Source organism: Micromonospora sp. PRAS1 (genome assembly GCF_059553435.1).
In genome coordinates this window covers 23,189-45,566 of record NZ_JCANNB010000047.1, presented here as the reverse complement: position 1 = coordinate 45,566, position 22,378 = coordinate 23,189, and the positions used below count along the sequence as shown (strand labels likewise).

Genomic DNA, 22,378 nt, shown 5'->3' with positions numbered 1-22,378 from the left:
GCGGATCAGCGCGAAGACGCCCCAGCCCAGGTACTCGCGGCGGTGGCGGACGTGGCGCAGCGGATCCTCGGTCAGCTCCTGCCGCAGTTCGTCGGCGAGCGGATCCGCCGGATTGTCATCCAGCCAGCGACGTAGGTTGAGCCAGTGCGCCGCCGCGTAACGGTCCCAACTGTCCTGATCGGCCAGCACCATCTCGACCAGGTCCCAGCCCTGCTCACCGAAGAGACCGACAAGTCCGGGCAGATCCCGGAAGTCGTCACGGGTGGTGGCGTGGCAGCCCTCGACGGTTGCCTGGTCGGGCGGATCGATCCGCCAGTACGGCTCGCCGACAAGCGCCATCCCGCCCGGCCGCAGGCTCCGAGTCAGGATCTCCAGGGTGCCGGGGACACCGTCGCCGATCCAGGTCGCACCGACGCACGCCGCCACGTCGACCGGCCCGTCGGAGACGTACGTCGCGGCGTCACCGTGCACGAACCGCACCTGCTCGGCCACCCCCAACTCGGCGGCCCGCTGCCCGGCGGCGGCGGTGAAGGCGGTGCTGATGTCGACGCCGGTGCCGACCACCCCGTGGTCGCGGGCCCAGGTGCAGAGCAGCTCACCCTTGCCGCTACACAGGTCGAGGATCGACGTGCCCGGAGCGAGTTTCAGCGCCCGGCCCAGGGTGGCCAGCTTGCTGGCGTCGAACGGGTTGAGGATGCGGAGGTCGCCCTCCCGGATGACGAAACTACGCGGTAGGTCCATGAACCCGGCACGCTAGCCAGCCGTACCGCCCGGGCCAACCGATTAACCCAGATGTCGGCCGCTCAGAGCGCGCTGACGGTCTCCGGGGCACGTTCCCGCCGGGACAGCGTACGCACCACCGCGAGGGGGCCGTGCCGCCATGCGGCGATGCGGGTGAGCAGGTCGTTCGTCAGTTCGATGGCCTCCGTCGGCAGCTCGGGCGTCGGCAGGTCGAGACTGACCGCCAGATCGTCGACGTGCACCACCAGCTCCATCAGTCGGGTCAGCAGGAAGTCGTCGACGGCCAGACCCCAGTCACCGAGGTCGACGATCCGGTGCGGCGGCTCGGCGGGCACCGTGTGGCGCAGCTTCGCCAGCACCTCCTCGACCTCGGCGGCGAGCCGATCGGCGGTGGTCTCGGCGGCGGCCCGCTCACCCCGGTCCCGGATGTCGGTGTTATCGGCGTCGTCGGCGCTTGTGGTCACCCAGTCGCTGCCGGTGAAGTGCGCCAGCACCTCGATCGCGCGATGTCCCGGTGGCGCGTCGAGCAGCTCCGCCGGCTGGGTGACCTGGTTGGCGAGGTGCCGGGCCAGCCCGCCGACGGAGTAGTACGGCAGCGCGCTCGGCGTCGTCCAGCGCTCGGCCAGCACCGGCGTACGCAGCAGCGTGGCGACGATGCCGGCGGCGGCGAGGTAGGCGTGCCGGGTGGTGACCTCGCGGGACGACAAACCCGGATCGACGCGCAGGCCCCAGTCGGGCTGCCCAAACCAGTCCAACCGGGCCGCGGTCTGCTCGGCGTGCTCGGTCAGCAGCAGCCGCACACTGTGCACCGCCAGCAGCATCGCCTGGAGGGAGTCCACTCCGAACGCGGCGTCGACCGCACCCTCGCCCAGTCCCTCGATCTGGAACGGGCAGCACCAGTCACCGCCCGGCAACGGGTCGGGGTGCGGCTTGCCGAACCGGACGACCACCTCCGACGTGGCACCGTCCGGAGCGACGATCGCGATCCGCCGCTCGGCGACGACCTCACCCAGCTCGTACAACGCCACGCTCCTATGCCCCGGCCGGAACCGCGATGATATCCAACCCGTTCGCCGGTTCGAGATACCCGCGCAGGGTGTGCGCGTCGGGGGCGGTGGCGGTCCACAGTGTCGCCGGGCCACCGGCCAGCGGCAGCCGCGCGACGGTCCCCCGCACCGCCGGCGCCTCGGCGGGCCGGGCCGGGTCGACCACCAGCAGCGAGCCGGTGGCCGGTGCGTCGCCGAGCACCGCCGGACCGGACCAGCCGGGGGCGTCCGGCCCGACCGTCAGGGACTGCCGCAGCAGGGGCCGGCCGGCCAGGTCGACCCAGGTGTTGATCTCGGCGTGGCCGGGCTGCTCGCCGTGCCGGCCGCAGATCAGCTCGTCGCGCCAGTGCAGGGTGCCGCCCTCGGCGACCTCCACCTGGGCGTCGGCGACGTGCGCGCAGTCGGCCGCCGCGACCAGTTGCTCAGGCAGCCAGTGCAGGGTGGCTCCCGCCGCGACGGTGACCCGGACCAGCATCCGGGACACCGCGCCGGGGCGGCCCGGCAGCGCGATGGAGGCGGCGACCGTCCGCACGCGTACCACCGCAGCCGGGCCGACCTCGACGTCCAGCCGCAGTTCGTCGCCGGCGAGCGGACCGGCCGCGCCGCCGACGACGTACACCGTGACACCACCGCCCGCGCCCGGGACCTGGCGCAGCAGCAGCGGGCTCTCGCCGCGCAGCTCGGCCAGCGTGGTTCGGCCGTGCCGGTCGGCCCGGGCCACCAGCCGGGCGGTGGCCCGCATCAGGCCGGCCCGGCGGGAATCGTGACGGCCGGCTCGGGGCGGTCGATGCCGGCCGGCGGTACGGCGGCATGGTCCGCCGTGACCAGCGCCGTCGCGGCGCGGTGGTGGGCCAACTCGTGGCGGATCCAGGCGGCGACCCGGGTGGCGAGGGGGTCCTCGGTGATGGACTGGAAGACCGTCGGCAGCTCGCCCCGGCGGGCGCGGGCGTCGCGGTCCATCACGGACAGGTCGGCGCCGACCATGGGGGCCAGGTCGGTCTTGTTGATGACCAGCAGGTCGGCGGCGGTCACCCCGGGACCACCCTTGCGTGGCACCTTGTCCCCGCCGGCCACGTCGACCACGAAGATCTGCCGGTCGACCAGGCCCCGGCTGAAGGTGGCGGTCAGGTTGTCGCCGCCGCTCTCCACAAGCACCAGGTCCAGCGGGCCCAGCGCCTCGGCCAACTCGTCGACCGCGTCGAGGTTGGCGCCGATGTCGTCGCGGATCGCCGTGTGCGGGCAGCAACCGGTCTCCACCGCGCGGATCCGGGCCGGGTCGAGCACCCCGGCGCGCTTGAGGAAGTCGGCGTCCTCAGTGGTGTAGATGTCGTTGGTCACCACGCCGAGGCGCAGTTCGTCGGCGAACGCCCGGCAGAGGGCGGCGACCAGGGCGGTCTTGCCGGAGCCGACCGGTCCGCCGATGCCGACCCGCAACGCCCGCCCGGCGGCCGGCAGCGGGGCGTGCGGGTCGACCCCCGGTTCGGGGTGGGTGTGTGGAACGGACTCGTCGTGCTCGAATTCAGGACGCAAAGAGACGCACCTCCCAGGTGGCGTGGGCTTCGGCATGGATGTCGGCGAGCGGAGCAGCGGCGGCCGGCAGCCGCTGCGGTGGTGCCTCGGCGGCCCGAGCCGCCCGCGCCGCGACGGCGTCGCAGGCGCCGGCGAGCCGCACCAGCAGGGACTGGACCTGATACGGATCGAGGCCGAGCAGGCGTACGGCGGCGCTGGCCGAGCCGGACACCGTGGCGTGGGCGGCGACCGTGGCGACCTGCGCCGGGTCGAGGCCGGCGGCGGCGCCGACCAGTCCCAGCACCAGCGGCTGGTGCGGCCCGCCCGGCTCGGCCGGCAGGTCGTCGAAGGTGGCGGTCGGCCAGATCCGGCGGCCCGCCCGCAGCAGCGCCCGGCCCTGCCGGCGGGAGACCGAACGCTGGGCGGGCGAGGCGGTACGGGCGTCCAGTTCGGCGTCCAGCCGGACCAGCACGGCCGGCCGCCCCGCCGACCAGGCCGCCCGCCGGGCCGCCGCCGCGAAGGCCGCCGCGACCAGTCCGGCGGTGGCCAGCCGACCGCGCAGGTACGCGTCCAGCGTGGCCAGGTCGGTCACCCGGCCGCCCGCCACGGCCGCCTCCAGCCCGGTCGAGTGGGCGTGCGCCCCGGCCGGGAAGCGCCCGTCGGCGAGGAGCAGCAGCATCGTCGAGATACCCATCAGAACAGGAAGTACCGCTGAGCCATGGGCAGCTCGGTCACCGGATCCGGGTCGACCGTCTCGCCGTCGATCCGGACCGTGAAGGTGTCCGGGTCGACCTCGATGCGCGGCAGGGCTCCGTTCTCCGGCAGGTCGGTCTTGCCGCGCGACCGCACGTCGGCCACCGGCGCCACCCGGCGCCGCACGTCCAGCCGCAGTCCGGCGTCCAGCGCCGCCGGGGCGACGAAGGCCAGGCTGGTGGCGGCCGCCGCGCCGCCGTACGCGCCGAACATCGGCCGTGGCAGCATCGGCTGCGGGGTCGGGATGGAGGCGTTCGCATCACCCAGCTGGGCGTACGCGATCATGCCGCCCTTGATCACCAGGTGTGGACGTACGCCGAAGAAGGCCGGCTCCCAGAGCACCAGGTCGGCGAGCTTGCCCGGCGCCACCGACCCGATCTCGTGGTCGAGGCCGTTGGCCATGGCCGCGCAGATCGTGTACTTCGCGACGTACCGCCGGGCCCGGTGGTTGTCGGCGCGACCGTCGCCGGGCAGCGCGCCCACCCGGGCCTTCATCACGTGCGCGCTCTGCCAGGTCCGCAGCACGATCTCACCGACCCGGCCCATCGCCTGCGAGTCCGAGCCGATTATGGAGATCGCCCCGAGATCGTGCAGCAGATCCTCGGCGGCCATTGTGGACGGCCGGATCCGGCTCTCGGCGAACGCCAGGTCCTCGGGCACGGCGGGGTTCAGGTGATGGCAGACCATCAGCATGTCGAGGTGCTCGGCGAGGGTGTTGCGGGTGTACGGGCGGGTCGGGTTGGTCGACGAAGGCAGCACGTTCGGCTCGCCGGCGACGGTGATGATGTCCGGCGCGTGCCCGCCCCCCGCCCCCTCGGTGTGGTACGAGTGGATCGCCCGGCCGCCGATCGCGCGCAGCGTGTCGGCGACGAACCCGGCCTCGTTGAGCGTGTCGGTGTGGATGGAGACCTGCACCCCCGAGGCGTCGGCGACCCGCAGGCAGGCGTCGATCGCCGCCGGGGTGGTCCCCCAGTCCTCGTGCAGCTTGAACCCGCCGGCACCGGCCCGCAACTGCTCCCAGAGCGCCTCCGTGGAGACCGTGTTGCCCTTGCCGAGCAGCAGCACGTTCACCGGGAACGCGTCGAGCGCCTCGTGCATCCGGGCCAGGTGCCAGCCGTTCGGGGTGACCGTGGTGGCCCGGGTGCCCTCGGCCGGGCCGGTGCCGCCACCGACCAGGGTGGTGACCCCGCTGGCCAGCGCCTCGGTGACGATCTGCGGGCAGATGAAGTGCACGTGCGTGTCGACCGCCCCGGCGGTCAGGATCCGGCCGTTGCCGGCGATCACCTCGGTGGCCGGGCCGATGACCAGGTCGGGGTGGACGCCGTCCATGGTGTCCGGGTTGCCGGCCCGGCCCAGCGCGACGATCCGCCCGTCCCGCAGCCCGACGTCGGCCTTGACCACGCCCCAGTGGTCGAGCACCACGGCGCCGGTGATGACGGTGTCCAGGGCACCCTCGGCACGGGTCGCCCGGGACTGGCCCATCGACTCGCGGATCACCTTGCCACCGCCGAAGACCGCCTCGTCGCCGCCGGCGCAGTGATCGTGTTCGACCTCGATGAGCAGGTTCGTGTCGGCCAGCCGGATCCGGTCGCCGGTGGTCGGCCCGTACAGGGCGACGTACCGGTCACGCTCCACGGCGCTCACGCGTCCCGCCTCCCGTCCAGCGCGCCGCCGCACTCGCCGCGCAGGCCCGGTACGACCCGGGTACCGGCGAGCGGCACCAGGTCGACGCTGCGGCTCACCCCCGGTTCGAAGCGCACCGCCGTGCCGGCCGGTACGGCGAGCCGCTGCCCCCACGCGGCGTCCCGGTCGAAGTCCAGGGCCGGGTTGGCCTCGGCGAAGTGGTAGTGCGAGCCGACCTGCACCGGCCGGTCGCCGGTGTTCACCACCAGCAGCGTGGTCACCGGCCGACCGGCGTTGATCTCCACCGGGCCGTCGGCCGGCAGGATCTCCCCGGGGATCACGGGATCGGGTGGTGCACCGTCACCAGCTTGGTGCCGTCCGGGAACGTCGCCTCCACCTGCACCTCCCCCAGCAACTCGGGGATGCCGTCCTGCACGTCGTCCCGGCTCAGCACGGTGCGACCGGAGGACATCAGGTCGACCACGGACCTGCCGTCGCGCGCCCCTTCGAGCAGGAAGGCGGTGATCACCGCGACGGCTTCCGGATAGTTGAGGCGCAGGCCGCGCTCGCGGCGACGCCTGGCGACGTCGGCCGCCACGTGGACGAGCAGGCGGTCCTGCTCGTGCGGGGTGAGGTACAACTGGGGCTCCCGGTGGGTGTCCGCGCCCCCATGTAACCGCCGGGCCGGCGCCTCGACGCGCCACCGCACGGTTCGGGGTTCGCCCGCCGGCACACCACCACGCGCCTGGGGCCCGGGAGTGCCACCCTCCCGGCCCGCGTGCTGGACCACCGACGGTGTCGTCTCGGATGCGGACCGCACCGCCCACCGCTGACCAGACCGTAAGGGATCACGCGCCTCCGGGCAACACCCCCGTACCCCGGCCATCCGCGTGAGGGGCGTCATAACGGGTGGACGCTCCCCCGTCACCTGCTGCTAGCCTCGTCGGCAGGTCATGAGCGCCAGCGTCAAGCCCCGGCTCGCTGGCCGGCAACCCTCGTCCGCGCAGGGGTGCCCCGGGTGAGGACCAGGCATCGGAGCAGCCTCCGGTGCAAGCGTGGCCTGGTTGCCCAGGTCATCACGACCTGAAGGAGAGCCATGCCGTACGACCCTCGATCCGCTCCTGTCATCCCCGGTGCCGGCCTGACCCAACGCCGGCACGTCGACATGATGCGGGTGTGCAGCGCCGCGTGTAGCTGACCGCGCCGGTCGGGTCGGCCGACCAATCTCTCGCTTTCCCACGATCCGTTCCAGCGGTCCGTCCTGCGACGGACCGTCGGTGTGGCACGTCCGTGCCCGCCGTAGCTCAATCAGGAGACACCTGTGCGATTCCTTCCTGCCCTGACCCGGGCCGCCGCCGTCGGCACCGCCGCCATCCTCGCTGCCGCCACCCTGACCGCCTGCGGCTCCGACTCCGCCGGTGGCACCGCCGACAACCCGTACAACCTGCTCCAACCCGGGGTGCTGCGGGCCGGCACGCTCACCGACGCCCCGCCGAACGTGTACCTCTCCGACGGCAAGTTCACCGGCTTCGACAACGACCTGCTGGTCGCCGCCGCCGACAAACTCGGGCTGACTGTGGAGTTCGTCGGCACCGACTTCTCGGCGCTGCTGTCGCAGGTGAACACCCGCAAGTTCGACATCGGCAGCTCCTCGATCACCATCACCGAGGCGCGGAAGAAGACCGTCGACTTCGGCAACGGGTACGACTTCGGCTACTTCGGCCTGGACGTACCCGCCGGATCGACGCTGAGCAGCTTCGACGAACTGCCCGGCAAGCGGGTGGTGGTCGTGCAGGGCACCGTCCAGGACGACTACGCCACCAACAAGGGCCTCGACCCGGTACGTGTGCCCGACTACAACGGCGCGATCAACCAGCTCAAGGCCGGCACCGCCGATGCCTGGATCGCCCCGGCCGAAATCGGTGAGAAGACCGCGGCGGACAGCGGCGGCAAGATCAAGGTGGCCGCCACCGAACTCAGCCCCGCCCCGACCGCGTACGCCTTCGCCAAGGGCAACGACGCGCTGCGCGAGGCGCTGAACAAGGCGCTCGACGAGGTGATCGCCGACGGCACCTGGACCCGGCTCCAGGAGCAGTACTACCCGGGCCGGCCCATCCCGGACGACTTCACCCCGGGCAGCGGCGAGGTTTCGGTGCCCTCGGCGGCAGGTTCGGCGGCGCCCTCGGCGTCGGCCGCTTCCTGAAGTAGGACGACGAGCGAGCCGGGCGGAGGTTGACCGTGGATCCGTTGCGCACCCTGTGGGAGACGTTCTTCGACTGGGAGTCGATGCGCGAGGCACTACCCGAGATGCTCACCGTCGGGTTGCCGAACACGCTGATCCTGGCGGTCACCGCCGCCCTGCTCGGCTCGGCGCTGGGCATCCTGCTGGCCGTGGCGGGCATCTCGCGTACCCGATGGTTGCGCTGGCCGGCCCGGGTCTGGACCGACGTGTTCCGCGGTCTGCCGGCGGCGGCGACGATCCTGCTGATCGGCGTCGGCCTGGCGCCGCTCGGCATGCAGGTGTGGGGGCCCAACCCGTACCCGCTTGGCATCCTGGCGCTGTCGCTGATCGCCTCCGCGTACATCGGGGAGATCTTCCGCTCCGGCATCCAGTCGGTGGAGGCGACCCAGCTGGAGGCGGCTCGCGCACTGGGCTTCTCCTGGTGGGAGGCGATGCGGATGGTGATCATCCCGCAGGGCATCCGCCGGATCCTGCCGGCCTGGGTGAACCAGCTGATCGCCCTGATCAAGGACTCCAGCCTGGTCTACTTCCTCGGCCTGCTGGCCAGCCAGCGGGAGCTGTTCCGGATCGGGCAGGACTACGCGGCCAACACCGGCAACCAGTCCGCGCTGCTGCTGGCCGGGCTCTTCTACCTGGCGCTGACCGTGCCGCTGACCCACGTGGTCAACTGGATCGACCGGCGGCTGCGGCACGGCCGACCGGCGACCGGACCGGCCGGCGACGACCCCGACGACCTGGACCTGGCGCTGCCCGGCGCCGCCGGAGGCAACCAGCGATGAGCAAATCGGTAAGTCTCAGCCTGCGCGACGTGCACCTGGCCTTCGGGCAGCACCAGGTGCTGCGCGGAGTCGACCTGGACGTGGCCCGGGGCGCCACCGCCTGCGTGATCGGCCCGTCCGGGTCGGGCAAGTCGACCCTGTTGCGTACGGTCAACCGGCTGCTCGAACCCGACCGCGGCGACGTGCTGCTTGACGACCGCAGCGTGCTGCGCGACGACCCGGACGCCCTGCGACAGCGGATCGGCATGGTGTTCCAGCAGTTCAACCTCTTTCCGCACATGAGCGTGCTGCGCAACATCACCCTCGCCCTGCGCCGGATCCGCAAGCTCGGCGAGGACGAGGCGGCGGCGCTCGCCCGCGAGCACCTGGACCGGGTGGGGCTGGCCGCAAAGGCCGACGCCCGGCCGGCGCACCTCTCCGGCGGGCAGCAGCAACGGGTCGCCATCGCCCGCGCGCTGGCCATGCAGCCGGAGGTGATGCTCTTCGACGAGGCCACCTCGGCGCTGGACCCGGAACTGGTCAAGGGCGTGCTGGCGCTGATGGCGGACCTCTCCGCGCAGGGCATGACCATGGTGGTGGTGACCCACGAGATGGGCTTCGCCCGCCAGGTCGCGGACACCGTCGCCTTCATGGACGCCGGAGTGGTGCTGGAGGCCGGCGAACCGGAAACGATCTTCGAGTCCGCCCGGCACCCCCGCCTACGCCGCTTCCTCTCCCAGGTGCTCTAGCGCTCACCAGCGAATGGTGGTGGGAATTACGGCTGAGGTTGAGACCTGGCCTGCCACTCGTCACGGACATCAACATTGCCGGCGGCGGCTGGCCAGGATGGCCAACGTTTCCCGGCGTACCTCACCGGGCTCGCGGATGAGGCGACGATGGGCAAACCGGACCACCAGGATGCCGACGGTGGCGAGCAGCGCGTCACGTCGCAGGTCGACCTCGCGCTGGCGCGGATCACCGTGCGAGGCCGTGCCGTCCAACTCGATGTCGACCCGCTCCCGCTCGGCATACAGGTCGAGGTACATCGTCCGTCCCGCCACCCGGACACGTACCTGTCGCCGCAGCGCCGGCATTCCGGGACCGGTGAATACCCGATCATGCCCCCAGATCTCGAGCGGACTACGGCAGCCGACGGCGAGCCGGTGCACGAGGCCGCGGAGTTCACCGCGGCCGGCAAGCTTCGGCACGAGCGCCAGCGCAGCGCCGAGCCGTTGTGGCGTGGTCCGGCGATCGTTTACCGCCTGGATGACCGATCCGGCTCGATCGTCCGCCGACAGCACCGGCCACGCCGTCACCAGCGCGTCCTCGATCGGAGTGACCGGTACACCGCGACGCGTCACGACCTGCGGTGGTCGCGGCGTGAACGCCGTGCGGTGGTGCACCACCAGGTGCGGTCTGCTCCGCAACCCCGTGGTGAGAGGGACGTCGAGATGCAGCGGTTCGCCAGGTGACTGTGGACGCAGCCCGTGCACGTCCAGCGCGGTAAGCGAGCTGAACGCCGCGGGTCCGTCGGCGTACGCCAGCACCGCCCGCCGAGCGACCTCGGGTGGCACCGCGGCCAGCGGTACCGGCGGAAGCGCTCCGGCCAACAGTCTCCCGTCGACGTAAACCGCTGGCAGCACCCGACACAGCAGGCCATTGCGGTACCCGCTTCGCAACGTCCACGGCGGCACGACCTCGAGCGCTTGTGCCCGGGTCACCACCCCGCCACGGGCATCGAGCAGGCCACGGAGTACGGCATCCATGGCCGCAGAGCGTGCTGCGCCCGAGCACCGCCCGCCGCCCCCTGTGGACAGCCACCGCTGCTGTGCACAGTCCCCGCGCGGTGGGTCGGTTGTGCTATGAGGGTGGCTGATCGTCTGTCGTTGAGTGACTACTTTCGCGGCGTGTCGAGTCACTCGGCGACAGACGATCACGTGGGCTAGCTGTACTGCTAGCGCGGGGTGTCGCGGTGGCGGAAGGTGGTCAGGCCGGCCGCCAGCAGCAGCACCGCCGCGACGGTGAGGGTGAGCAGCGGCAGCACGGTGAGGTCGGCGGCGGGTACCGAGGGGATGTGGGTGTAGGGCGACAGGTTGAGGGCGGCCTGCGGCAGGTCGAGCACGACGCCCAACTGGCCGAGCAGCAGGAAGACGATCAGCACCGTCCAGCTCAGCGCGACCGACAAGCGCGGCAGCGCGCCGAACAGGGCGGTCACCACGCCGGCGACCACCAGCAGGGCCGGCAGCCGCAGCAACGCCGCCCCGGCCAACTCGACGGTCCACCCGAGCGGGTCGCCGGCGGCTAGGCCGTAGCCGAGTCCGGTGGTGACGCCGGCCAGCAGCATCAGCGCCAACGCGCCGAGAACCGCGCCGAGCACCTGCGTACCGAGCCATCGGGTGCGGCCGACCGCCGTGGCGAGCAGCGCCTCCAGCACACCGTCGGACTCGTCGTTGCGGGTGCGCAGCAGGGCCTGGACGACGTACGCCCCGATGGTCAGCGCGAACAGGCCGAGCATCGCGGCCAGGTACGAATCGACCAGCTCCGCCCCGCCACCGAGTTGGGCGATCGCCTCGGCGGCCTGCGGATTCTCGGCGATCATGGCGTCGACCTCGTTTCCGGCCACCCCCATGGAGAGTCCGAGCACCGCCACCGCGACCGCCCAACCGGCAAGCGAGCCGCGGTGCAGCCGCCAGGTCAGTCCGGCCGGGCTGAGCAGCCCGGCGGCGGCCCGTGCCGGCCCGCGCCGCGCCGCGAACAGGCCGGCGCCGACGTCCCGGCGTTCGGCCAGCGCGAAGGCCACGGCGACACTGACGAGGAGCAGGGCGACGGGCAGCGCGAGAACCCACAAGCGTTCCGTGCCGAAGGCCCGGACCTGGGTGCCCCAGCCCAACGGCGAGAGCCAGGTGGGCCAGGCGCTCTCCAGCCGGACTCCACCTGCCGCGCTCTCGCCGAGCACGTCGCCGGCCGCCCGCAGCAGGAACGCGACCCCCACCGCGGCGGCGGCGAGCGCGTTGCCGCCCCGGGAGGTGACGGTCAGTTGGGCGGTGACGGCGGCGACACCGGTGAAGGCGACGCCGATGCCGCCGATCGCCGCGGCGGCGGACGCCGATCCGGCAACCGGCAGCCCCGCGCCGACGAACGCCAGCGCGAGCAGGCCGGCGGCCAGCACGTTGGCCCCGACCACGACCACCAGGGCGGCGGTGAGCAGGGCGTACCGGCCGACGGCGGCGGCACCGAGCAGTTCGGCCCGGCCGGTCTCCTCGTTCTGCCGGGTGTGCCGGATCACCGCGAAGGTGCTGAGCAGCGCGGCGAGCAGGGCCAGGGTGAGGTACGTCTCGGTGACCACCACTGCACCGAGTTCGATGCTGGCGATCGGACCGTTGAAGGCGCGGGCGACCACGCTCGTGACGACCGTTTCGGCGTAGCCGACGCGGGTCTGCTCGTCCGGGTAGAGGCCGGCGACGCTCTCGGCGAGGGCGTACCCGATCAGCGGCGTGCCGAGCACCCAGATCGCCAGCCGGATCCGGTCCCGGCGCAGCGCGAGTCGGACCAGTCGGAACGTACCGGTGAAGGCGCTCATCAGGCACCACCCGCGGTGGCGGCCCGACCGCCGTTGGCGCTGTCGCCGTAGTGCCGCAGGAACAGTTCCTCCAGGGTGGGCGGTGCGCTGGTCAGCGCCTGCACCTCGAAGCGGACCAGGTGAGCGAGGAGGGTGTCGAGGTGCGCGGGCTCGACCTCCAGCCGGACCCGGCCGTCGATCGGGCGCACCTCGTGCACCCCGGGCAGCGTCTCCAGGCCGGTAAGCGGGCGGCCGGTCTGGACGGTCACCGTGGTGCGGGCGAGGTGCCGCAGTTCGGCAAGGGTGCCGGCCTCCACCACCCGGCCCTCGCGGATGATGCTCACCCGGTCGCAGAGCGCCTCGACCTCGGCCAGCACGTGGCTGGAGAGCAGCACGCTCGCACCGGCACCGGTCAGCTCCCGAACCTCCTCCTGGAACACCGCCTCCATCAGCGGGTCCAGCCCTGAGGTCGGCTCGTCCAGCACGTACAGCTCGACGTCGGAGGCGAAGGCCGCGACGATGGCGACCTTCTGTCGGTTGCCCTTGGAGTAGGTGCGGCACTTCTTCGTCGGGTCCAGGTCGAAACGGTCCAGCAACTCGTCGCGACGGCGCTGGTCCAGCCCGCCGCGCAACGCGCCGAACAGGTCGATCGCCTCGCCACCGGAGAGGTTGGGCCAGAGGTTGACGTCGCCCGGCACGTAGGCCAGCCGCCGGTGCAGCGCGACCGCGTCGCGCCACGGATCGCCGTCGAGCAGCCGTACCTGCCCGGAGTCGCGACGCAGCAGACCGAGCAGGATCCGGATGGTGGTCGACTTGCCGGAGCCGTTGGGCCCGAGGAAGCCGTGCACCTCCCCCGGTTCCACCCGCAGGTCGAGCCCGTCGAGTGCGCGTACCCCACCGAAGGTCTTGACGAGGTTCTCAATCGAGATCACTGACATGGACGCCCTCCCGCCGTACCGGTGTCGATCCCACTCTACTGACCGATGGTAAGGGAGTGGCGCAGCCATGCTTTCCGACGGTCAAAGCCGACTACGCTGTCCTCCATGACCTGGGCGGAAACCGACGACACGCGCAGCCGGATCCTGCGCGCCGCGCTCGACCTCTTCGCCGAGCAGGGCTACCAGCGCACCTCGCTACGCCAGATCGCCGAGCGACTCCGGCTGACCAAGGCCGCGATCCTCTACCACTTTCCCAGCAAGGGAGACCTGCTCACCGCCCTGGCCGAGCCCATGGTCCGTGGCCTGGAGACGCTGGTGGAGACCGCCGGGGCACTGCCGCCCGAGCAGGCGAGGTGGACCCTGCTGGAGGGCTGGGTGGACCTCATGCTCGAACACCGCGCCCCGCTCGGCATGCTCTTCCACGATCTCGCGCTGGTCGACCGGGGCAACACGTACCACCGGCTGGTGCGGATCGCCATGCGGGCCAACGAGATAGTCGCCGGGCCGGAGGGGCAGCGCCGCGACCGGGTCCGGGCGGTACAGGCGATCGCGATGTGCAGTGATCCGGTGGTGTTCCTCCTGGACGTACCCGCACCGGTGCTGCGGGCCGACATGCTCGACGGCGTCCGCCGCCTGCTGAGTGTCGGGGCAGCCGACCACTGTGGCCCGGGCGACGGCGCAGCCGCGGACGGCACCCGGATCGACGGTGCGACGCCGGACGGCCCGGTCGCCGGTGCGACGCCGGACGGCGTCCCGGACCTCGCGCCGAGTCGCACCCAGGTCCCGGCAACGCGGGTCACCGGGCGGCGACGGCCGGGACGTCCGCCGGCGATGACCGCGGAGCAGGTGCTGGCCGCCCGCCGGATGCATGCGGCCGGCACCCATTCGGCCGACGAGATCGCCGCCGAGTTCGGCGTCTCCCGGGCCACCCTCTACCGGTATCTCGAATCATCATCGAGTACTGAGACGATTTCCGGATAGTTTTGAGACGGGATGTTAATAGGGGGCCCTTCCTCTACACGAGGCGTTAACAGGGGGCCCCTCCTTCGTGGTCAGTCGATGTCGACCCAGTCGAGGGTGCGCTGGACGGCCTTGCGCCAGCCGCCGTAGCCGGCCTCGCGCTGCTCCGGCGACCAGGTCGGTTGCCAGCGCCGACTCTCGTTCCAGTTCTCCCGCAACTCATCGGTGTCCCGCCAGAAACCGACGGCCAGGCCGGCGGCGTACGCCGCGCCGAGGGCGGTGGTCTCGCCGACCACCGGCCGGCTGACCGGCACGCCGAGGATGTCCGCCTGCAACTGCATGCAGAGGTCGTTGACGGTGACCCCGCCGTCGACCTTGAGGCACTCCAGGGATACGCCGGAATCCTGCGCCATCGCCTCGGCCACGTCCCGGCTCTGGTAGCAGATCGCCTCCAGGGTGGCCCGGGCGATGTGGGCGTCGGTGTTGTAGCGGGACAGCCCGACGATGGCGCCCCGGGCGTCGGCGCGCCAGTACGGGGCGAACAGGCCGGAGAAGGCGGGCACGAAGTAGACCCCGCCGTTGTCCTCGACCTGGCGGGCCAGGTTCTCGCTCTGCGCGGCACTGCTGATGATTTTCAGCTGGTCGCGGAGCCACTGCACCGCCGAGCCGGTGACGGCGATCGAGCCCTCCAGCGCGTAGACCGGCGCCGCACCGGCGAACTGGTAGCAGACGGTGGTGAGCAGCCCGGCCTTCGACCGGACGATCTCGGTGCCGGTGTTGAGCAGCATGAAGTTGCCCGTACCGTAGGTGTTCTTCGCCTCGCCCGGCGCGAAGCAGACCTGTCCGACGGTGGCGGCCTGCTGGTCGCCCAGGTCACCGGCGATCCGGACCGGACCGCCGAACGGCCCGGTCGGCAGGGTGCTGCCGTAGGCGTGCGGGTCTGCGGAGGGGACGATCCGGGGCAGCATGGCGCGGGGGATGTCGAAGAACGACAGCAACTCGTCGTCCCAGTCCAGCGTCTCCAGGTTCATGAGCATGGTGCGGCTGGCGTTTGTGGGGTCGGTGACGTGCGCACCGCCGTCGGTGCCGCCGGTGAGGTGCCACAGCAGCCAGGTGTCGGTGTTGCCGAAGACGGCCTCGCCGCGTTCGGCCGCCGCCCGGACACCCTCGACGTTCTCCAGGATCCACTGGATCTTGCCACCGGAGAAGTAGGTGGCCGGCGGCAGGCCGGCCTTGCGGCGGATCACCTCACCCCGGCCGTCCCGCTCCAGGGCGGCAGCGATCCGGTCGGTACGCGTGTCCTGCCAGACGATGGCGTTGTAGTACGGCCGGCCGGTGCGCCGGTTCCACACCACAGTGGTTTCCCGCTGGTTGGTGATGCCGAGCGCGACCAGGTCCGCCGCGGCCAGGTTGTGTGTGTTCAGGGCCGTCCGCACGACCGTCTGGGTCCGCTCCCAGATCTCCAGCGGATTGTGCTCGACCCAGCCGGCACGCGGCAGGATCTGCTGATGTTCGAGCTGGTGGCGGCCGACCTCGTTACCGCTACGGTCGAAGATCATGAATCGGGTGCTGGTGGTGCCCTGGTCCACGGCGCCGACGAAATCGGTCACGCACGCTCCCCCTTCTCGTCCCGGGTCGTCACGTCCCGCACTCTGGCGGTGGCCGCCGCGGGCGCTCTGCTCTGCCTCAACCAACGCGATGCCCCACGCCGGAAACCGGTGCGCGGCTCGAAGCAGAGCAAAGCATGCCCCGGGGACCCTGGCCACCGCAGCGGCGCGCGACGGCCAGCGGGCCTCGAAAGTGCCGGCCGGGCACCCAACGTCGCCGCGCAGCTGGCATTGACGGACAGTAGTCGCGTGATTGTGTTGTCCGCGGCCGCTCCGCGATACTGATCAGGTGTCTGAAGAGCAATCCTCGGCGGCAGGTTCACCACCCCGCATATCTTGCCCTCAACCCCCGCTCCGCGCCCGATGTGGACAACGCAACGCTCTGCCGCCAGAAGCACCCGGATGCCCGGGAGGTGTCAGCCGAGGCGGAGCCCCGCTCCCAACTCCAGTTCTCTGGTTGCGTGTGGCCCCCGGTCCTCGGCACGGACCCGGACGGCTACTGGACCGTCCAGGTCCAGGAATTCGAGATACCCGGCAGTTACGCGGCCCAGAAATTCACCGCGATACAGGTCTTCTCGACCTCGTGCTTCGCCCTGACATTGGACTACCGCTTCCTTTCGGAAGGAACAGTCGCCCACTCCCGGTTCACGGTGGACAGCGTCCAGACGGTCTCGGGTTACGACGGTGAGGTGGTGAAACCTGTAGCCGGTCGACGCCACGCCAGGGTGGCAGCACCCTGGGATTGACGTTACTTCCAGTAACTGTTACGAGTAGTAGCATGCAATTGCCGTCCACTGGTGCCGACGGACCCCGCACCGCACCGGCCGGCCCACCGACCGCCCGCACCGGGCGCAAGGATCGCTGGGCCGACCACCGCGAGCAGCGGCGCCGCGCGCTGATCGCCGCCGCGGTGCAGGCCCTGCTGCGGTACGGCCCGGAGGTCGACATGGACCAGGTGGCGAGCACCGCCGGGGTGAGCAAGCCGGTGCTCTACCGCTACTTCACCGACAAGTCGCAGCTCTGGCTCGCCGTCGGCGAACACGTGGCGGCCCGGGTGGTCGCGGCGGTCGCCCCCGCCATCGAGCAGGTACGCGAGGAGCGCGATCTGGTCGAGGCGACCATCGACGCGTACCTCGCGGTGATCGAGTCCCAGCCCCGGCTCTACGAGTTCCTCGTCCACTCCTCCGGCGTACCGGGCATCCAGCAGCTGCTCGCCGGCACCAGCCGGCAGGTGGCCGCCGGGCTGGCCCGGGTCATCGGTGACCGGTTGCGCGCGCTCGGCCTGGACGCGGGCCCGGCGGAGCCGTGGGCGTACGGCCTGGTCGGCTTCGTGCAGGCGGTCGGTGACTGGTGGACCGGGCACGGCCAGCCGATCGGCCGGGCCGTGCTCACCGAGTACCTGACCACGCTGCTGTGGAGCGGGATCGAGGGCGTCCAGCGCAGCGCCGACCTGCCCCGCGAGCTGACCCGCGCGCACGAGCGGATCGCACCGTGAGTCACCACAGCGGGACGATGGAGCTCGACATCGCGATCGTCGGGGCCGGCTTCGGCGGCCTGGGCGCGGCCATCCAGTTGCAGCGGGCCGGTTTCACCGACTTTCTCGTCTTCGAGCGGGGCGACGACGTCGGCGGCACCTGGCGGGACAACACCTATCCCGGGTGCGCCTGCGACGTGCCGTCGCACCTGTACTCGTTCTCGTTCGCGCCCAACCCGTACTGGTCGGAGACCTTCTCCGGGCAGCGGGAGATCTGGGACTACCTGCGCGGCTGCGTGGACCGCTTCGGCGTACGCCCGAAGTTGCGGCTGCGCCACGAGCTGCGCAGGGCCGACTGGGACACCCGACGCGGACGCTGGCGGCTGGACACCTCCGGCGGTGCGTACTGGGCCCGGGTGTTGATCTGCGCCACCGGCCCGCTCAGCGAACCGGCCGTGCCCGACCTGCCCGGCCTCGACAGCTTCGCCGGCACCGTCTTCCACTCCGCCCGCTGGCGACCCGACCACGACCTGACCGGCCGCCGGGTCGCGGTGATCGGCACCGGTGCCTCCGCCGTGCAGTTCGTGCCCCGCATCCAGCCCGTCGTGGCCCGGCTGACCCTGTTCCAGCGCACCCCCGCGTGGCTCATGTCCCGCCGGTCACGTCGGATCAGCCGCCTGGAGCAGGCCGTGTTCCGGCGGATGCCGGTGACGCAGCGGGCCGTACGGGCCGCCGGCTACCTGGCGCGCGAGGCGATGGCCGTCGGTTTCCTGCATCCCACGGTGAATCGGATCGCCGCCCGGCGGTCGCTGCGCAAGCTGCGCCGCGAGGTCGACGATCCGGGACTGCGCGCCACCCTCACCCCCGGCTACACGATGGGCTGCAAGCGGGTGCTCATCTCCGACGACTACTGGCCGGCCCTGACCCGCGACAACGTCGACGTGGTCGACGCCGGCATCCGGCGGATCACCGCCGACGGTCTGGTCACCGCCGACGGCGGGCATCACCCGGCCGACACGATCATCTTCGGCACCGGCTTCCACGTCACCGACCCGCCGGTCGTCTCCCGCATCCACGGCCGGGACGGGCGCAGCCTCGCCGAGGAGTGGACGCCGAGCATGCGGGCGTACCAGGGCACCACCGTGGCCGGCTTCCCCAACCTGTTCTTCCTGCTCGGCCCGAACACCGGGCTCGGGCACACCTCGGTGGTGCTGATGATCGAGGCACAACTACGCTTGATCATGGGTGCCCTGCGGCACCTGCGGACCACCGGCGTACCCGCCATCGAACCCACCATCGAGGCGCAGCGGCGCTGGACCGAGCGGGTGGACCGGCGGATGCGCGGCACCGTCTGGCAGACCGGCTGCGCGAGCTGGTACCTCGACGCGACCGGTCGCAACAGCACCATCTGGCCGGGCTACGCCACCGGCTACCGGTGGCGGCTGCGCCGCTTCCGCCCCGCCGACCACCAGGCCGTCGAGATCGGCGGCGCAGACCGGGACCTGGAGCACTCAGATGCGGTATGACCTTCGCGATCGGACCATCCTGATCACGGGTGCGGCCCGCGGCATCGGTGCCGCCCTGGCCCGGGCCGCCGCCGCCCGGGGCGCCCGCGTCGCCCTGGTCGGTCTGGAGCCGGCGCTGCTGCGCGAGGTGGCCCGGGAGTTGAACGGTCACTGGTACGAGTGCGACGTGACCGACCAGGCGGGGCTCGACGACGCGGTCACCTCCACCGTGCAGCGCTACGGCGGCATCGACGTGGTGGTGGCAAACGCCGGCATCGCCAATCTCGGCACCGTGGCGACCGGGCCGGTGGACGCGCTGGTACGCACCATCGACGTGAACCTCTCCGGCGTGGTCCGTACGGTAAGCGCGGCGCTGCCACACGTGCTGGCCGCCCGGGGCCACGTGCTGATGGTCTCGTCGGCGGCGGCCTTCGCCGCGATGCCGGGGATGGCCGCCTACTGTGCGTCGAAGGCCGGGGTGGAGCAGTTCGGCAACGTGCTGCGGTTGGAGAACCGCCGGGCTGGGCTGACCGTCGGCACCGCCCACCCGATCTGGATCGACACCGACCTGGTCCGGGACATCCGCGCGGACTTCCCGTCGTTCCGGGACGCGCAACGCCGGCTGCCCTGGCCACTCTCCAGCGTGGTAAGCGCCGAGCGCTGTGCCGAGGCGTTTCTGCGCGGCATCGAACGTCGCCGACGCAAGGTCTACGTGCCCCGCTCGATCTGGCTCGCCCAGGCGCTGCGGCCGGTGGTGCTCAGCGGGTTCTCCGACGCGCTGATCACCCGGTTCGGCGGCGGCGAGCTGGCCGAGCAGATGGCCGCCGAGGTGCGCCGCAGCGGTCGGGCGTTCGGCCGCACCTCGGTGGGCGACGGCCGATCATCAGCATCCACTGACGGTTGCGGTCGCCACCCTGATCCGGCAGCCACCGGAGCCCTGCCCGGACCGGACCGGGGGCACTGACCGGGGCGGACGCGAGGATCCTTGCCCTGCCGCAACGGTCGCGGTCGCGGCCCGACGACGTACTCTGCCAGCATGAGCAACCTCGGTCGGCCGGACGCCAGTGGGCCGGGTGGTCCGTCTCCGGACGAGGACGAGGCGACGTCCCTGCTGTCCGTGCCGTTCACCGCCCAGACGGTGACCGCGCTGCGGCACCAGCTCGCCACCCGGATAGCCGCGGCGGGTCTCACCGGGGACATGGCCGAGGATCTTGTGCTGGCCATCCACGAACTGGTCACCAACGCCGTGCTGCACGGCGGCGGTGGGGGGCGGCTCGACCTGTTCCGGCACGCCGACCGGCTCGTCTGCGAGGTGACCGACCACGGCCGCGGCGGCGACCTGACGGTGAACCTGCCGGCGGCGAACACCCCCGGCGGCCGGGGACTCTGGCTGGCCCATCACCTCACCGGAGCGTTGACCCTCACCCACCGGCCCGACGGGGTGACCGCCACCGTCGTCGCCAGCCTGGATCCGGAGCGGACCGCGCCGCCCGACGTGATCGCCACCCAGGGACTGCCGGAGACCGTCACCGGCAACCGGCCGCTCGGCGGCGCTGCCCCGGGCCCCTTCGGTCCCGGCGGCGCGGAGGGTCCCCTCGGCGGCGACGGCGGGCTGCCGCACCGGTAGCCGATGCGGCAGCCGTCGCCGGGTCAGCCGTTGAGCTTCTGCTGGCAGGGCACGCAGAACCGGGCGTGCGGCAGGATCTCCAGACGCTCCCGGGCGATCGCCGTGCCACACCTCTCGCAGCTGCCGTAGCTACCGGCGGCCATCCGGCGCAGCGCGGCGGAGATCTGCTCCAGGCTGTGCCGGGTCGCCGCGATCAGGGCGGCGTTGGTGTGCGCCTCCGACGGGTCGCCGGTGTCGGCCGTCAACTGGGTCAGCCGGGCCGTCTGCGTCTCGTGTTCCTGGGTCAGTGTCGCCTCGAGTTCGGTGAGCCACGTCCGGTCGTTCATGTCGAATCCCTTTCTCCGGAAAATGAAAAAGGGCCGAAGCTTGAGCTTCGCCCCTGGCCGTCCTGATGGTTGGACGGTTTCCGGAGGGCTCCGGCCGGCGGGGCTCGGCTGGCCGTCACCGGCCTGGGCGGAGGGCCGACCCGAGCGGATCACCGCCGCGCTCTGCCCGCAGCGGGCAGCCGACACCGACGCAGCCGTGGCGACGGCGGCGTGGCGCAGCGGGATGACCGGGTACATCGAACCACCATAGCCCCCGCGCCAGAGCGGGCCAACGGAGATAGCGGGTCGGGACCCGGCATCCGGTAACGCGCCATATGGGTCCCGGATGCGGGTAGTACCCGGCATGACCGACGTCCTCGTCGTCGGGGCCGGCTTCTCCGGGCTCGCCGCCGCGCTGCGCCTGCTGCGGGCCGGCGTACGGGTCCGGGTGCTGGAGGCCCGTGACCGGGTGGGTGGGCGGGCCCTGACCCGCTGGCTGGCCGACGGCACGCAGCTCGATCTGGGCGCCCAGTGGATCGGCCCCACCCAGCGCCGGGTCGACGAGTTGGTGCACCGGTACGCGCTGACCACCTTCCCGTCCGCCGCGTACGGCGCGTCGGTGGTGGTGTGGGAGGGCGCGCGTCGGAGCGCCGCACCGCAGGACGCGGCCCGGGTCCTCGACCTGCTGGACGGTTATGCCGCGCGCCTGGATCCGGCCGCGCTGTGGGCCGCGCCCGAGGCGGACCGGTGGGACCGGACCACCCTTGGCGCCTGGCTGACGGCCACCGCGCCCGATCCGGTGACCGCCCGGTATCTCGGCCGGCTGCTCGCCGGTGGCCTGCTGGCCGTCTCGCCCGACCAGGTCTCCCTGCTCCAGTTGGCCGGCTACCTGCGCAGCGGCGGCGGGGCGTCGATGTTGCTGGCGATGGCCGGCGGCGCGCAGCAGGACCGGATCGTCGGTGGCCCGGCCGCCCTGGCCGAGGCGATGGCCGCCGCGCTGGGCCCGGAGGTGCTCCGGTTGGCCGAGCCGGTGGTCGCCATCGAACAGGACGAGGCGCGTGTGGTGGCCCAGACCGACGCCGGGCGCTTCGCGGCCGAGGCGGTGGTGGTGGCGGTGCCCCCGGCGCTTGCCGGTCGGATCCGGTACGTGCCGGCGCTGCCCGCGCTGCGCGACGGGCTGACCCAGCGGATGCCGATGGGATCGGCGCTCAAGACGCACGTCGTCTACCCGGAGCCGTTCTGGCGGGCCGACGGCATCTCCGGCGTCGCCACCTGCACCGACGGGCCGGTCACCGAGACCGTCGACGGCGGTACGCCGGGCACGTCGCGCGGGGTGCTGACCGCCTTCAGCTACGGGGCGGAGGCGAACGCGCTGCGCCGGATGGCGGCACCGGCCCGCCGCGCCGCGCTGCTCGACGCGCTGACCACGATCGTCGGCCCCGCCGCACGGCACGCCGAGGAGGTCGTCGAGTACGACTGGTCGGCCGACCCGTGGACCCGCGGCTGCTTCTGTGGCGTACTGACGCCCGGCTCGGCGCGGGAGTACGGGCCGAGCCTGCGTACCCCGGTGGGCCGAATCCACTGGGCGGGTACGGAGACCGCGACCCGATGGCTCGGTTACCTCGACGGGGCGTTGGAGGCGGGCGAACGTGCGGCCGTCGAGGTCCTGGCGCGGCTGTGACCGCACCGGGCCGGGGCCGACCGAAGACCAGTCCTGAAGCGGACTAAAGC

22 protein-coding genes, 1 pseudogene and 1 riboswitch are annotated in these 22,378 nt (G+C 72.3%); of the genes and pseudogenes, 10 read left to right on the top strand and 13 right to left on the bottom strand.

Features of this window, described 5'->3' with window-relative positions; genetic code table 11:
* From AC507J_RS29145 to AC507J_RS29110, 8 genes are all read right to left on the bottom strand, one after another.
* On the bottom strand, positions 1-741 hold a 741-nt coding region (locus AC507J_RS29145), incomplete at its 3' end, for an SAM-dependent methyltransferase (protein ID WP_496293178.1).
* Positions 742-803: 62 nt separating this feature from the next.
* Positions 804-1,769: a DUF6968 family protein gene (locus tag AC507J_RS29140; RefSeq protein ID WP_496293176.1), complete on the bottom strand. Its 966-nt coding sequence runs from the start codon at positions 1,767-1,769 to the stop codon at positions 804-806.
* A 4-nt stretch (positions 1,770-1,773) separates the two neighbouring features.
* Positions 1,774-2,529: an urease accessory protein UreD gene (locus tag AC507J_RS29135; RefSeq protein ID WP_496293174.1), complete on the bottom strand. Its 756-nt coding sequence runs from the start codon at positions 2,527-2,529 to the stop codon at positions 1,774-1,776.
* On the bottom strand, positions 2,529-3,317 hold the full coding sequence (gene ureG / locus AC507J_RS29130; RefSeq protein WP_496293172.1) for an urease accessory protein UreG: 789 nt from the start codon (positions 3,315-3,317) through the stop codon (positions 2,529-2,531). The genes AC507J_RS29135 and ureG overlap by 1 nt, the downstream gene beginning before the upstream one ends.
* On the bottom strand, positions 3,307-3,990 hold the full coding sequence (locus AC507J_RS29125; protein WP_496293170.1) for an urease accessory protein UreF: 684 nt from the start codon (positions 3,988-3,990) through the stop codon (positions 3,307-3,309). Before AC507J_RS29125 ends, ureG begins: the two co-directional genes overlap by 11 nt.
* Positions 3,990-5,693: an urease subunit alpha gene (locus tag AC507J_RS29120; RefSeq protein ID WP_496293168.1), complete on the bottom strand. Its 1,704-nt coding sequence runs from the start codon at positions 5,691-5,693 to the stop codon at positions 3,990-3,992. Before AC507J_RS29120 ends, AC507J_RS29125 begins: the two co-directional genes overlap by 1 nt.
* A complete protein-coding gene (locus AC507J_RS29115; protein ID WP_496293166.1) occupies positions 5,690-6,013 on the bottom strand; it encodes an urease subunit beta in 324 nt (107 codons plus the stop codon). Before AC507J_RS29115 ends, AC507J_RS29120 begins: the two co-directional genes overlap by 4 nt.
* A complete protein-coding gene (locus AC507J_RS29110; RefSeq protein WP_496293164.1) occupies positions 6,010-6,312 on the bottom strand; it encodes an urease subunit gamma in 303 nt (100 codons plus the stop codon). Before AC507J_RS29110 ends, AC507J_RS29115 begins: the two co-directional genes overlap by 4 nt.
* 309 nt (positions 6,313-6,621) lie before the next feature.
* A riboswitch (SAM riboswitch) is annotated at positions 6,622-6,734 on the top strand.
* Between the two features lie 259 nt (positions 6,735-6,993).
* Here AC507J_RS29110 and AC507J_RS29105 point away from each other — a divergent pair.
* The 3 genes from AC507J_RS29105 to AC507J_RS29095 are packed head-to-tail and all read left to right on the top strand — an operon-like array spanning position 6,994 to position 9,421.
* The gene (locus AC507J_RS29105) at positions 6,994-7,875 is read left to right on the top strand and encodes an ABC transporter substrate-binding protein (RefSeq protein ID WP_496293162.1); all 882 of its coding nucleotides are present in this window, start codon (positions 6,994-6,996) and stop codon (positions 7,873-7,875) included.
* 35 nt (positions 7,876-7,910) lie between these two features.
* Positions 7,911-8,693 carry an amino acid ABC transporter permease gene (locus AC507J_RS29100; RefSeq protein ID WP_496293160.1) on the top strand — a complete coding sequence of 261 codons (783 nt, stop codon included), beginning with the start codon at positions 7,911-7,913 and terminating at the stop codon, positions 8,691-8,693.
* Positions 8,690-9,421, top strand: coding sequence for an amino acid ABC transporter ATP-binding protein (locus AC507J_RS29095; protein WP_496293158.1), 732 nt, complete (start codon positions 8,690-8,692; stop codon positions 9,419-9,421). Before AC507J_RS29100 ends, AC507J_RS29095 begins: the two co-directional genes overlap by 4 nt.
* Positions 9,422-9,490: 69 nt before the next feature.
* Here the strand turns inward: AC507J_RS29095 and AC507J_RS29090 are convergent, their stop codons facing one another.
* The 3 genes from AC507J_RS29090 to AC507J_RS29080 all read right to left on the bottom strand — a co-directional run bounded on the left by AC507J_RS29090 (position 9,491) and on the right by AC507J_RS29080 (position 13,169).
* Entirely contained in the window at positions 9,491-10,438 is a 948-nt protein-coding gene (locus tag AC507J_RS29090; RefSeq protein ID WP_496293156.1) for an endonuclease domain-containing protein, read from the bottom strand.
* A 188-nt stretch (positions 10,439-10,626) separates the two neighbouring features.
* A complete protein-coding gene (locus AC507J_RS29085) occupies positions 10,627-12,252 on the bottom strand; it encodes an ABC transporter permease (protein WP_496293154.1) in 1,626 nt (541 codons plus the stop codon).
* Positions 12,252-13,169: an ABC transporter ATP-binding protein gene (locus AC507J_RS29080; RefSeq protein WP_496293152.1), complete on the bottom strand. Its 918-nt coding sequence runs from the start codon at positions 13,167-13,169 to the stop codon at positions 12,252-12,254. Before AC507J_RS29080 ends, AC507J_RS29085 begins: the two co-directional genes overlap by 1 nt.
* 105 nt (positions 13,170-13,274) lie before the next feature.
* On the opposite strand from AC507J_RS29080, the pseudogene AC507J_RS29075 reads away from it, so the two are divergent.
* Positions 13,275-13,431 (top strand): annotated as a pseudogene (locus AC507J_RS29075) (helix-turn-helix domain-containing protein); the annotation flags it as partial.
* Positions 13,432-13,460: 29 nt separating this feature from the next.
* Positions 13,461-14,150: a helix-turn-helix domain-containing protein gene (locus tag AC507J_RS29070; protein WP_496293184.1), complete on the top strand. Its 690-nt coding sequence runs from the start codon at positions 13,461-13,463 to the stop codon at positions 14,148-14,150.
* A 71-nt stretch (positions 14,151-14,221) separates the two neighbouring features.
* Here the strand turns inward: AC507J_RS29070 and glpK are convergent, their stop codons facing one another.
* Positions 14,222-15,739 carry a glycerol kinase GlpK gene (gene glpK / locus AC507J_RS29065; protein WP_496293150.1) on the bottom strand — a complete coding sequence of 506 codons (1,518 nt, stop codon included), beginning with the start codon at positions 15,737-15,739 and terminating at the stop codon, positions 14,222-14,224.
* Positions 15,740-16,514: 775 nt separating this feature from the next.
* On the opposite strand from glpK, the gene AC507J_RS29060 reads away from it, so the two are divergent.
* The 4 genes from AC507J_RS29060 (at position 16,515) to AC507J_RS29045 (ending at position 20,342) form a co-directional block, all read left to right on the top strand.
* Positions 16,515-17,231 carry a TetR family transcriptional regulator gene (locus AC507J_RS29060; RefSeq protein ID WP_496293148.1) on the top strand — a complete coding sequence of 239 codons (717 nt, stop codon included), beginning with the start codon at positions 16,515-16,517 and terminating at the stop codon, positions 17,229-17,231.
* Between the two features lie 17 nt (positions 17,232-17,248).
* On the top strand, positions 17,249-18,736 hold the full coding sequence (locus tag AC507J_RS29055) for a flavin-containing monooxygenase (protein ID WP_496293146.1): 1,488 nt from the start codon (positions 17,249-17,251) through the stop codon (positions 18,734-18,736).
* Positions 18,726-19,679, top strand: a complete 954-nt coding sequence (locus tag AC507J_RS29050; RefSeq protein ID WP_496293144.1) for an SDR family oxidoreductase — start codon at positions 18,726-18,728, stop codon at positions 19,677-19,679. The genes AC507J_RS29055 and AC507J_RS29050 overlap by 11 nt, the downstream gene beginning before the upstream one ends.
* Positions 19,680-19,751: 72 nt before the next feature.
* On the top strand, positions 19,752-20,342 hold the full coding sequence (locus AC507J_RS29045; protein ID WP_496293142.1) for an ATP-binding protein: 591 nt from the start codon (positions 19,752-19,754) through the stop codon (positions 20,340-20,342).
* A 23-nt stretch (positions 20,343-20,365) separates the two neighbouring features.
* On the opposite strand, the gene AC507J_RS29040 is transcribed toward AC507J_RS29045, so the two are convergent.
* The gene (locus AC507J_RS29040; RefSeq protein WP_496293140.1) at positions 20,366-20,668 is read right to left on the bottom strand and encodes a TraR/DksA family transcriptional regulator; all 303 of its coding nucleotides are present in this window, start codon (positions 20,666-20,668) and stop codon (positions 20,366-20,368) included.
* Positions 20,669-21,011: 343 nt separating this feature from the next.
* On the opposite strand from AC507J_RS29040, the gene AC507J_RS29035 reads away from it, so the two are divergent.
* On the top strand, positions 21,012-22,328 hold the full coding sequence (locus tag AC507J_RS29035) for a flavin monoamine oxidase family protein (protein ID WP_496293138.1): 1,317 nt from the start codon (positions 21,012-21,014) through the stop codon (positions 22,326-22,328).
* Positions 22,329-22,378 lie beyond the last annotated feature (50 nt).